Source organism: Enterobacter sp. LM3, assembly GCF_046622475.1.
Lineage (GTDB): Bacteria > Pseudomonadota > Gammaproteobacteria > Enterobacterales > Enterobacteriaceae > Enterobacter > Enterobacter cloacae_P.
Map to the genome: position 1 here is coordinate 1 of NZ_JBJURN010000013.1, position 12729 is coordinate 12729.

At 55.2% G+C, this 12729-nt stretch carries 7 protein-coding genes; 6 read left to right on the top strand and 1 reads right to left on the bottom strand.

All coding sequences use genetic code 11. The features are described from left to right. The first annotated feature begins 170 nt into the window (after positions 1-170). The 4 genes from metA to aceK all read left to right on the top strand — a co-directional run bounded on the left by metA (position 171) and on the right by aceK (position 6108). Complete coding sequence (gene metA / locus ACJ9N4_RS14390; protein WP_182273358.1) at positions 171-1100, top strand: homoserine O-acetyltransferase MetA; 930 nt, start codon at positions 171-173, stop codon at positions 1098-1100. Positions 1101-1370: 270 nt separating this feature from the next. After that, positions 1371-2972: a malate synthase A gene (gene aceB, locus ACJ9N4_RS14395; RefSeq protein WP_182919239.1), complete on the top strand. Its 1602-nt coding sequence runs from the start codon at positions 1371-1373 to the stop codon at positions 2970-2972. Between the two features lie 31 nt (positions 2973-3003). Then, the gene (aceA, locus tag ACJ9N4_RS14400) at positions 3004-4308 is read left to right on the top strand and encodes an isocitrate lyase (protein ID WP_182273360.1); all 1305 of its coding nucleotides are present in this window, start codon (positions 3004-3006) and stop codon (positions 4306-4308) included. A 48-nt stretch (positions 4309-4356) separates the two neighbouring features. Beyond that, complete coding sequence (gene aceK / locus ACJ9N4_RS14405; RefSeq protein ID WP_182919240.1) at positions 4357-6108, top strand: bifunctional isocitrate dehydrogenase kinase/phosphatase; 1752 nt, start codon at positions 4357-4359, stop codon at positions 6106-6108. A gap of 84 nt (positions 6109-6192) precedes the next feature. Here the strand turns inward: aceK and iclR are convergent, their stop codons facing one another. Continuing rightward, positions 6193-7020, bottom strand: a complete 828-nt coding sequence (gene iclR / locus ACJ9N4_RS14410; RefSeq protein ID WP_147430030.1) for a glyoxylate bypass operon transcriptional repressor IclR — start codon at positions 7018-7020, stop codon at positions 6193-6195. Between the two features lie 194 nt (positions 7021-7214). Here iclR and metH point away from each other — a divergent pair, with 194 nt between their 5' ends. Both metH and ACJ9N4_RS14420 read left to right on the top strand, forming a co-directional pair. Next, positions 7215-10898 (top strand): methionine synthase, encoded by a 3684-nt coding sequence (gene metH / locus ACJ9N4_RS14415; RefSeq protein WP_182273362.1) that lies wholly within the window; start codon positions 7215-7217, stop codon positions 10896-10898. A gap of 115 nt (positions 10899-11013) precedes the next feature. Further along, the gene (locus ACJ9N4_RS14420; protein WP_182919241.1) at positions 11014-12645 is read left to right on the top strand and encodes a Na/Pi cotransporter family protein; all 1632 of its coding nucleotides are present in this window, start codon (positions 11014-11016) and stop codon (positions 12643-12645) included. Positions 12646-12729 lie beyond the last annotated feature (84 nt).

A 12729-nucleotide genomic window follows, 5' to 3' on the forward strand; every position in this document is an offset into this window, starting at 1 on the left:
GAAGAACCCCGTACCGGAAGGTGCGGGGTTTTTTGCTTTGGATTTTCGCGATCCCCTCCTTGAAACTTTCTCACCTTTCGCTTGCAGACTCGACATTCAGCTCATTTCTGGGTATCGTTAGCTGTCTGGATGTCTAAACGTTTATACGTATGCTGTGAGGATATAAGGTTATGCCGATTCGGGTGCAGGACGAGCTACCAGCCGTCAATTTCTTACGTGAAGAAAACGTCTTCGTAATGACGGCTTCACGCGCTACAGGTCAGGAAATTCGCCCGCTGAAGGTGCTTATTCTCAATCTGATGCCGAAAAAGATCGAAACAGAGAACCAGTTCCTGCGTCTGCTGTCGAATTCTCCGCTGCAGGTTGATATTCAGCTGTTGCGGATCGATGCCCGCGAGTCGCGTAATACCCCATCCGAGCACCTGAATAACTTCTACTGCAACTTCGACGACATTCGTGATGAAAACTTCGATGGGCTGATCGTCACCGGTGCACCGCTGGGTCTGGTTGAATTTAATGATGTTGCCTACTGGCCGCAGATCAAACAGGTGCTGGAGTGGGCAAAAGATCACGTGACCTCCACGCTGTTTGTCTGTTGGGCGGTACAAGCCGCACTGAATATTCTCTATGGTATCCCGAAGCAAACCCGTACTGAAAAGCTCTCTGGCGTATACGAACACCACATTCTTCATCCTCATGCGTTACTGACGCGCGGTTTCGACGACGTCTTCCTGGCCCCGCACTCCCGCTATGCGGATTTTCCGGCACAGTTGATCCGTGATTACACCGATCTTGAGATCCTGGCGGAAACGGAAGAGGGAGATGCCTATCTGTTTGCCAGCAAAGATAAGCGCATTGCCTTTGTAACCGGACACCCTGAATACGATGCCGATACTCTCGCTGCGGAATTTTTCCGCGATGTTGAAGCCGGTCTGAACCCGGATGTTCCGTATAACTATTTCCCAAAAAACGATCCGCAGAACAAGCCTGGAGCATCCTGGCGCAGCCACGGCAATTTGCTGTTTACTAACTGGCTCAACTATTACGTCTACCAAATAACGCCATACGATCTGCGTCACATGAATCCGACACTGGAGTAATCTTCTGCACTAAACGATCCTAAAGCGTTTCAGCTATTCAAATCAGGCACCTTCGGGTGCCTTTTTTATTTCCGAAATAACACTCAGCAATGAATAAAACTTTAAATTCATATTAATCAATCGATTACGTCAATTTAATTATTAAAATGGAAATTGTTTTTGATTTTAGAAAAATTATGAGTAGTCTTAATTTTGCTGAGCGAAAACTACACAACGATCTTTCGTTCGCATTGGGAGCGTGATTTTGGATCTTTGATGAGGAGCAGAGTAATGACTCAACAGGCAACGACGGTCGATGAACTGGCCTTTACCCAGCCGTATGGCGAGCAGGAGCAGCAAGTTTTGACGGCAGAGGCTGTCGAGTTCCTGACCGGGCTGGTAACCCGCTTTACGCCACAGCGCAATAAGCTGCTGGCAGCGCGTATTCACCAGCAGCAGGAAATTGACAATGGAAAGTTGCCTGGGTTTATTTCGGAAACCGCTTCCATTCGACGCGGTGAGTGGACAATCCGTGGTATTCCCGACGATTTACAGGATCGCCGTGTTGAGATCACCGGCCCTGTAGAGCGCAAAATGGTGATCAACGCCATGAATGCCAACGTCAAAGTCTTTATGGCGGATTTTGAAGATTCTCTGGCACCGGACTGGCGCAAAGTGATCGACGGGCAGATCAACCTGCGTGATGCCGTTAACGGTACTATCAGCTACACCAATGAAGCCGGGAAAATATACCAGCTCAAACCAAATCCGGCTGTGCTGATCTGTCGCGTGCGTGGTCTGCATCTGCCTGAAAAACATGTCACCTGGCGCGGCGAAGCTATCCCAGGCAGCCTGTTTGATTTTGCATTGTACTTCTTCCACAACCATAAAAACTTGCTGGCAAAAGGCAGCGGCCCGTATTTCTACCTGCCAAAAACCCAGTCCTGGCAGGAAGCGGCCTGGTGGAGCGAGGTATTCAGCTACGCCGAAGATTACTTCAATCTGTCACGCGGCACTATCAAAGCCACGTTGCTGATTGAAACATTGCCCGCAGTCTTCCAGATGAATGAAATCCTGCATGCCCTGCGTGACCACATTGTCGGTCTGAACTGCGGACGCTGGGACTACATCTTTAGCTACATCAAGACCCTGAAAAATCATGCTGACCGGGTACTTCCGGATCGCCAGGTTGTCACTATGGATAAACCGTTCCTTAGCGCCTATTCGCGTTTGCTGATTAAAACCTGCCACAAGCGTGGAGCCTTTGCGATGGGCGGTATGGCAGCATTTATTCCAAGCAAAGACGTTGAGCGTAACAACCAGGTACTTAATAAGGTGAAAGCCGATAAAGAGCTGGAAGCACGTAACGGCCATGATGGGACGTGGATTGCGCATCCAGGTCTGGCCGATACGGCGATGGAGGTCTTCAACCGCGTACTCGGCGACAACAAAAACCAGCTGTTTGTCACTCGCGAAGAAGATGCCCCAACCGCGGAAGAGCAACTGCTGGCACCGTGTTCAGGTGAACGTACTGAAGAGGGCATGCGCGCCAATATCCGCGTCGCCGTGCAGTACATCGAAGCATGGATCTCCGGCAACGGCTGCGTACCGATTTACGGCCTGATGGAAGACGCGGCTACGGCGGAGATCTCCCGAACCTCCATCTGGCAGTGGATCCACCATCAGAAAACGCTCAGCAATGGCAAGCCAGTAACCAAAGCCTTGTTCCGCCAGATGCTGGCCGAAGAGATGCGGGTGATCCAGGACGAGCTGGGCGAACACCGCTTCAGCAGCGGACGTTTTGATGATGCCGCACGCCTGATGGAGCAAATCACCACATCTGATGACTTAATCGACTTCCTCACCCTGCCAGGCTACCGCCTGCTGGCGTAATCCACCACATAACAATATGGAGCATCTGCACATGAAAACCCGTACCCAACAGATCGAAGAGTTACAGAAAGAGTGGACACAACCGCGCTGGGAAGGCATCCGCCGTCCGTACAGTGCAGAGGAAGTGGTGAAATTGCGCGGTTCGGTCAACCCGGAATGTACGCTGGCGCAGAATGGCGCGGCGAAAATGTGGCGCTTACTGCACGGCGGTTCCAAAAAGGGTTACATCAACAGCCTTGGTGCGCTGACCGGCGGCCAGGCGCTGCAACAGGCGAAAGCCGGGATTGAAGCGGTCTATCTCTCTGGCTGGCAGGTCGCGGCAGACGCTAACCTGGCCTCCAGCATGTATCCGGATCAGTCTCTTTACCCGGCAAACTCCGTGCCGTCGGTGGTGGATCGGATCAACAACACCTTCCGTCGTGCGGATCAGATCCAGTGGGCGGCAGGCATTGAGCCAAACGATCCGCGCTTTACTGACTACTTCCTGCCGATCGTTGCGGATGCGGAAGCCGGTTTTGGCGGCGTGCTGAACGCATTTGAACTGATGAAATCGATGATTGAGGCCGGTGCAGCGGCCGTTCACTTCGAAGACCAACTGGCGTCAGTGAAGAAGTGCGGACACATGGGCGGTAAAGTGTTAGTCCCGACCCAGGAAGCGATTCAGAAGCTGGTTGCGGCGCGTCTGGCCGCTGACGTACTCGGCGTACCGACGCTGGTGATTGCTCGTACCGATGCCGATGCGGCTGACCTGATCACCTCTGACTGCGACCCGTATGACAGCGAGTTCATTACCGGTGAGCGTACCAGCGAAGGGTTCTACCGCACTCATGCCGGCATTGAGCAGGCGATCAGCCGTGGCCTGGCGTATGCTCCATATGCGGATCTGGTCTGGTGCGAAACCTCCACGCCGGATCTGGCGCTGGCAAAACGCTTTGCCGATGCCATCCATGCAAAATACCCGGGCAAACTGCTGGCCTATAACTGCTCACCGTCCTTTAACTGGCAGAAGAATCTGGATGACAAAACCATCGCCAGCTTCCAGCAGCAGCTGTCCGATATGGGCTACAAATACCAGTTCATCACCCTGGCGGGTATCCACAGCATGTGGTTCAACATGTTCGACCTGGCGCATGCTTACGCGCAGGGTGAAGGCATGAAGCACTATGTTGAGAAGGTTCAGCAGCCAGAATTTGCCGCGGGTAAAGAGGGTTATACCTTTGTGTCTCACCAGCAGGAGGTAGGAACTGGCTACTTCGATAACGTGACCACCATCATTCAGGGTGGCGCTTCCTCCGTAACCGCCTTAACGGGTTCAACCGAAGAAGCACAGTTCTGATGATGTCCCCCTCTCCCTTCGGGGAGAGGGTTGGGTGAAGGGGAATGTATGTCGCGTGGCCTGGAATTACTGATCGCACAAACCATCCTGCAGGGTTTCGATGCCCAGTATGGACGTTTTCTGGAAGTGACATCTGGCGCGCAGCAGCGCTTTGAACATGCCGACTGGCATGCGGTTCAGCAGGCTATGAAGCAGCGCATCCATCTCTACGATCACCACGTAGGCCTGGTGGTGGAGCAGCTGCGCTGCATTACCGACGGCAAAAACCCTGATGCGGCTTTTTTACTGCGGGTGAAAGAGCATTACACCCACTTGTTACCCGATTACCCGCGCTTCGAGATTGCGGAGAGCTTTTTCAACTCCGTTTATTGCCGGTTATTTGACCACCGCTCACTATCTCCTGAGCGGTTATTTATTTTCAGCTCCCAGCCGGAACGCCGTTTTCGTACGATTCCGCGCCCGCTGGCGAAAGACTTCTTTCCCGATCACGGCTGGGAGCCGCTGCTGCACCGCATATTAACGGACTTGCCGCTGCGTTTGCCCTGGCAGAATAAAGCCCGGGATATTGGCTATATCATCGCACATCTCAACGAAACCTTTGGTGAGGGGGAGCTCAGGCACAGCCACTTGCAGGTCGCCAATGAGCTTTTCTACCGTAACAAAGCGGCCTGGCTGGTCGGGAAACTGGTGACGCCAACCGCCACGGTCCCGTTTTTGCTGCCTATTCACCGTACTGATGATGGCGAACTGTTTGTCGATACCTGCCTGACGACCAGCGCGGAAGCCAGTATTGTGTTTGGTTTCGCCCGTTCCTATTTCATGGTTTACGCCCCGCTACCTGCGGCGCTGGTGGAGTGGCTACGGGAGATCCTGCCGGGCAAAACCACCGCCGAGCTGTATATGGCAATTGGCTGTCAGAAGCACGCGAAAACCGAAAGCTATCGGGAGTATCTGCACTATATTGCCAGCGCCGATGAGCAATTTATCGAAGCTCCTGGCATTCGCGGCATGGTGATGCTGGTGTTCACCCTGCCGGGGTTTGATCGTGTGTTTAAGGTGATAAAAGACAAATTCGCGCCACAGAAAGAGATGACCGCCGCTCATGTCCGCGCTTGCTACCAGCTGGTGAAAGAGCACGATCGCGTCGGGCGGATGGCCGATACCCAGGAGTTCGAAAATTTTGTGCTGGATAAGCAGCAGATCGCTCCGGCGCTTATGGCGTTATTACTGCAGGAAGCGCCGGGGAAAATCACCGATCTTGGCGATAAAATTGCGATCAGCCATCTCTACATTGAGCGCCGGATGGTGCCGCTCAATATCTGGCTGGAACAGTCAGACGGCCAGGTCTTGCGGGATGCGATTGAAGAGTATGGCAACGCCATCCGCCAGCTTGCTGCGGCCAATATCTTCCCGGGTGACATGCTGTTTAAAAACTTCGGTGTGACCCGACACGGTCGGGTGGTGTTCTACGATTACGACGAAATTTGCTACATGACTGAGGTGAATTTCCGCGATATTCCAGCGCCGCGCTACCCGGAAGATGAACTGTCTGGCGAACCGTGGTACAGCGTTTCACCCGGCGACGTGTTTCCGGAGGAATTTCGTCACTGGCTGTGTGCTGACCCGCGCATCGGGCCGTTATTTGAAGAGATGCATGATGACCTGTTCCACGCCAGCTACTGGCGCGGGCTGCAAACGCGGATTAAGAACGGGCACGTGGAAGATGTGTATGCTTACCGACGTAAGCAGAGGTTTTGCTTCAGATTTTCACCCTCACCCGGTGGGAGAGGGCCGGGGTGATGGCATCAGTCCGCAGTGCAGCCTAATCGCCCGGTGGCGCTGCGCTTACCGGGCCTACGGTCCGAATGTTGGCAGGAAACCACCCTAGCGAATTCCACCATACGCCAGCGTCACCTCTTTCGCCGCCTTAATCACCAGCGCACCCAGCTCGGTTACACGGTCATCGGTCATACGTGAAATCGGCCCGGAGATGGAGATGGCGGCAAACGGCTCACGGTGCTCGTCAAAAATACAGGCAGCAAGGCAGCGCAGGCCGAGCGCATGTTCTTCGTCGTCAAACGAATAGCCGCGTTTACGCGTCAAAGCCAGATCTTCTTTCAGGTGCACAGGGGAAACCAGCGTAGCGTGCGTGTAAGCATGCAGCCCTTTGCGGTGTAACAGCCCCGTGACCTGCTCTTCACTTAGCTGCGACAGAAATGCTTTTCCTGCTCCGGAGGCGTGCATTGGCAGCTTACCGCCAATCGGTGCTGACATACGCATCAGCTGTGTACACTGTACCTGGTCGATGATAATCGCCTGGTGGTCACTCTGGTCCAGCACGGCCAGGTTTACCGTTTCGCCGGAGTCTTCCATCAGCTTGCGCAGAATAGGGTGCACAATCGCCAGCAGATTGCGGCTTTGCAGGAAGCTACTGCCAACAATAAACGCATGCGCACCCACTGCCCAGTGCCCCAGCTCACCAACCTGACGCACAAAGCCCAGTTGCTGCATGGTGGTCAGCAGGCGGTGCGTGGTGGAATTGGGTAATCCGGCCTGTTGTGCCAGCTCCGTGAGGGCCACGCTGCCGTGTGACTCGGCTATCCACTCCAGTAGCTTCAGGCCGCGCGTAAGCGATTGAACCTGCCCGCCCTGTTGTGCGGCGGTGGTGGCAGCAGGTTTTCTGCCGCGTTTAGCGGGAACGGTCGCGACCATGACGATCTCCTTTTTCTGTATCGTGGAAATCATTTTCGTTTTATTTGGTGATTTTGCAACCGTAATCCTGACTGATCGGATGAGTGATAGTGAACATGTCTCATGTTACCACTGTGTGACTTTTCCACCCTGCGAGATTATGCCAGTATGGATTGCTGGCCTTTTGGCCTGGTTGAGCGTTGTCGGGAGCAAGTGTGAGCAGCAAAGTAGAGCAACTGCGTGCGCAGTTAAATGAACGAATTCTGGTGCTGGACGGCGGTATGGGCACGATGATCCAGGGCTATCGTCTGAGTGAAGACGATTTCCGCGGTGAGCGTTTCGCCGACTGGCCATGTGACCTGAAAGGCAACAACGACCTGCTGGTATTAAGCAAGCCGCACGTCATTGCGGAAATCCACAACGCGTACTTCGAAGCGGGTGCGGATATCGTTGAAACCAACACCTTCAACTCGACAACCATCGCTATGGCGGATTACCAGATGGAATCCCTGTCGGCGGAAATCAACTTTGAAGCGGCGAAGCTGGCGCGCGCCTGCGCGGACGAATGGACGGCCCGCACGCCGGACAAACCGCGCTATGTGGCCGGGGTTCTTGGCCCGACAAACCGTACCGCGTCGATTTCACCGGACGTAAACGACCCGGCGTTTCGTAATATCACCTTCGATCAGCTGGTCACGGCCTACCGTGAATCGACCAAAGCGCTGGTGGAAGGCGGTTCCGATCTGATCCTGATTGAAACGGTATTCGATACCCTCAACGCCAAAGCCGCCATTTACGCGGTAAAAGAGGAATTCGAGGCGCTGGGCGTTGACCTGCCGATCATGATTTCCGGCACCATTACCGATGCCTCTGGCCGTACCCTGTCCGGCCAGACAACTGAAGCCTTTTATAACTCCCTGCGCCACGCTGATGCGCTCTCCTTCGGCCTGAACTGTGCGCTGGGGCCAGATGAGCTGCGCCAGTACGTGCAGGAACTCTCGCGCATCGCTGAATGCTACGTCACCGCTCACCCGAACGCCGGTTTGCCAAATGCCTTTGGTGAATACGATCTGGATGCGGACACCATGGCGGTGCAAATCCGTGAGTGGGCCGAGTCCGGTTTCCTGAATATCGTCGGTGGCTGCTGCGGCACCACGCCGGAGCACATCGCTGCCATGAGCAATGCGGTGGCCGGGCTGCCGCCGCGTAAACTGCCCGAGCTTCCTGTCGCCTGTCGCCTCTCCGGTCTTGAGCCGTTGACCATCGGTGACGACAGCCTGTTTGTGAACGTGGGTGAACGTACTAACGTCACCGGTTCGGCGAAGTTCAAGCGACTGATTAAAGAAGAAAAATACAGCGAAGCGCTGGACGTTGCTCGCCAGCAGGTAGAAAGCGGCGCGCAGATTATCGATATCAATATGGATGAGGGGATGCTCGACGCCGAAGCGGCGATGGTGCGTTTCCTCAACCTGATCGCCGGTGAACCGGACATCGCCCGCGTGCCGATTATGATTGACTCCTCGAAGTGGGAAGTCATCGAGAAAGGGCTGAAATGTATTCAGGGCAAAGGCATTGTTAACTCCATCTCGATGAAAGAGGGAGTCGATATCTTTATCCACCACGCGAAGCTGGTGCGCCGCTACGGTGCCGCCGTGGTCGTGATGGCCTTTGATGAAGTAGGCCAGGCCGATACTCGTGAGCGTAAAATTGAGATTTGCCGTCGCGCGTACAATATTTTGACCGAAGAGGTGGGCTTCCCGCCGGAAGACATCATCTTCGACCCAAATATCTTTGCGGTCGCGACCGGGATTGAAGAGCACAACAACTATGCTCAGGACTTTATCGGCGCGTGTGAAGACATCAAGCGCGAGCTGCCACATGCGCTGATCTCCGGCGGTGTCTCGAACGTGTCGTTCTCATTCCGTGGTAACGACCCGGTGCGTGAGGCTATCCACGCCGTGTTTCTCTACTACGCCATCCGTAACGGTATGGACATGGGGATTGTCAACGCCGGACAGCTGGCGATTTACGACGATCTGCCTGCGGAGCTGCGCGACGCGGTGGAGGATGTCATCCTCAACCGTCGCGACGATGCCACCGAGCGTATGCTGGATCTGGCTGAGAAATATCGCGGCAGCAAATCCGATGAAGCGGCAAACGTTCAGCAGGCCGAGTGGCGTTCCTGGGACGTGAGAAAACGTCTGGAATATTCGCTGGTCAAAGGCATTACCGAGTTTATCGAGCAGGACACCGAAGAAGCGCGTCAGCAGTCAACACGCCCGATAGAAGTGATCGAAGGTCCGCTGATGGACGGCATGAACGTGGTGGGCGATCTGTTTGGTGAGGGCAAGATGTTCCTGCCGCAGGTGGTGAAATCCGCGCGCGTGATGAAGCAGGCCGTGGCTTATCTTGAACCGTTTATCGAGGCCAGCAAAGAGAAAGGCTCCAGTAACGGCAAGATGGTCATCGCCACCGTGAAGGGTGACGTACACGATATCGGTAAGAATATCGTCGGTGTGGTGCTGCAGTGTAATAACTACGAAATTATCGACCTCGGTGTGATGGTGCCGGCGGATAAAATCCTCAAAACCGCGCGCGAAGTGAATGCTGACCTGATTGGCCTTTCCGGGCTGATTACACCGTCGCTGGACGAGATGGTCAACGTGGCAAAAGAGATGGAACGCCAGGGCTTTACCATTCCGTTGTTGATTGGCGGGGCGACCACCTCAAAAGCGCACACGGCGGTGAAAATCGAGCAGAACTACAGTGGCCCGACGGTCTATGTGCAGAACGCCTCGCGTACCGTGGGTGTTGTCTCTGCGCTGCTTTCCGCCACACAGCACGATGACTTTGTGGCACGCACCCGCAAAGAGTACGAAACCGTTCGTATTCAGCACGCGCGTAAAAAACCCCGCACGCCGCCGGTTACGTTACAGGCCGCGCGCGATAACGATCTGGCGTTTGACTGGCCGAGCTATACGCCACCGGTGGCGCATCGCCTGGGCGTGCAGGAGGTTACCGCCAGCATCGAAACGCTGCGTAACTACATCGACTGGACACCGTTCTTTATGACCTGGTCGCTGGCAGGTAAATATCCGCGCATCCTCGAAGATGACGTGGTGGGGGAAGAGGCACAGCGCCTGTTCAACGACGCTAACGAGATGCTGGATAAGCTGAGTGCAGAGAAAACCCTCAACCCGCGCGGTGTGGTGGGCCTGTTCCCGGCAAACCGTGTGGGGGACGACATCGAAATTTATCGCGATGAAACCCGCACGCACGTGCTGACGGTGAGCCGTCACCTGCGCCAGCAAACCGAGAAAGTGGGCTTTGCTAACTACTGCCTGGCCGATTTCGTTGCACCGAAACTTTCCGGTAAAGCCGATTACATCGGCGCATTTGCCGTGACCGGTGGTCTGGAAGAAGATGCGCTGGCGGATGCGTTCGAAGCGCAACACGATGACTACAACAAAATCATGGTCAAAGCGATTGCTGACCGTCTGGCAGAAGCCTTTGCGGAGTACCTGCACGAGCGTGTGCGCAAGGTGTACTGGGGTTATGCGGCGAATGAGAACCTCAGCAACGAGGAGTTGATCCGCGAAAACTACCAGGGCATTCGTCCGGCACCGGGTTACCCGGCCTGCCCGGAACACACCGAAAAGGGCACTATCTGGAAGCTGCTGGATGTGGAAGCGCACACCGGCATGAAACTGACCGAGTCCTTTGCCATGTGGCCGGGCGCGTCTGTATCCGGCTGGTACTTCAGCCATCCGGACAGCAAATACTTCGCCGTGGCACAGCTGCAGCGTGACCAGATCGAGGACTACGCCCTGCGCAAAGGCATGAGCGTGTCCGAAGTCGAGCGTTGGTTAGCGCCTAACCTGGGCTACGACGCCGACTGACGTCACTTTTCCTTACAACAAACAGGGCACGCATCGGGTGCCCTGTCTCTTTCTTACGCTTAAACCCTTATACTGAACCTAAGGAAACCTATAACGATAAGGAGAACCCCCTTCCGTGCTGACTCTGTTACACCTGCTCTCTGCTGTGGCATTGCTGGTATGGGGCACGCATATTGTCCGTACCGGTGTCATGCGCGTATTTGGCGCGCGCTTACGTACCGTTCTCAGCAGCAGCGTTGAGAAGAAGCCACTTGCCTTCTGTGCGGGTATCGGTGTGACGGCGCTGGTTCAGAGCAGTAATGCCACCACTATGCTCGTTACCTCGTTTGTGGCACAGGATCTGGTGGCGCTGGCTCCGGCGCTGGTTATCGTGCTCGGTGCTGATGTGGGGACCGCGCTGATGGCGCGTATCCTGACTTTCGATCTCTCCTGGCTGTCGCCGCTGCTGATTTTTATCGGCGTTATCTTCTTCCTCGGTCGTAAACAAACCCGCGCCGGACAGCTTGGCCGCGTGGCAATTGGCCTGGGGCTGATCCTGCTGGCGCTGGAACTGATTGTGCAGGCGGTCACCCCCATCACTCAGGCCAACGGCGTGCAGGTTATCTTCGCCTCGCTGACGGGTGACATCATGCTGGATGCGTTGATTGGCGCGGTGTTTGCCATCGTCAGCTACTCCAGCCTGGCGGCCGTCTTGCTGACTGCAACGCTCACCACCGCAGGGGCGATCTCCTTCCCGGTGGCGCTGTGTCTGGTTATCGGTGCCAACCTCGGCTCGGGACTGCTGGCGATGCTGAACAACAGCGCCGCGAATGCCGCCGCTCGCCGCGTGGCGCTTGGTAGCCTGCTGTTTAAGCTGGTGGGTAGCCTGATCATTTTGCCTTTTGTTCACCCGCTGGCGAACCTGATGGACAACCTCCCGCTGCCGAAGGCGGAACTGGTTATTTACTTCCACGTCTTCTACAACCTGACGCGTTGCCTGGCGATGGTGCCTTTTGTTGCGCCAATGGCCCGTTTTTGCGAGCGTCTTATCCGCGATGAGCCTGAACTGGATGCACGTCTGAAACCGAAGCATCTGGACACCACGGTACTGGATACTCCCGCGCTGGCCATTGCCAATGCCGCTCGTGAAACGCTGCGCATAGGCGATGCGATGGAAACCATGCTTGAAGGGCTGCAAAAGGTGATGCACGGTGAGCCGCGCGAAGAGAAAGAACTGCGCAGGATAGCGGACGACATTAACGTGCTTTACACCGCCATCAAGCTTTATCTGGCACGTATTCCGCAGGATGAACTGGCGGAAGAGGAGTCCCGTCGTTGGGCAGAAATCATTGAAATGTCGCTCAACCTGGAACAGGCTTCGGATATCGTTGAACGCATGGGCAGTGAAATCGCCGACAAATCGCTGGCCACGCGGCAGGCCTTCTCGGGTGAAGGTTTAAAAGAGCTTGAAGCGCTGCACGAACAGCTGGTGAGCAACCTGAAGCTGGCGATGTCGGTCTTCTTCTCCAGTGATGTGCCGAGCGCGCGACGCCTGCGCCGTAATAAACACCGTTTCCGCATTCTCAACCGTCGCTACTCGCATGCTCACGTTGAGCGTCTGCATCAGCAAAACGTGCAAAGTATCGAAACCAGCTCCCTGCACCTGGGGCTGCTGGGGGACATGAAACGTCTGAACTCGTTGTTCTGCGCGGTAGCATACAGCGTGATGGAACAGCCGGACGAAGATGACGAACGGGATGAGTATTAATCTCTGAAAGCGCCTCGCAAAACCGTTTTGCGAGGCGTGACACTCTTTAATGAGCAATCTACCCTTAGCCCTCATATTTTTAAG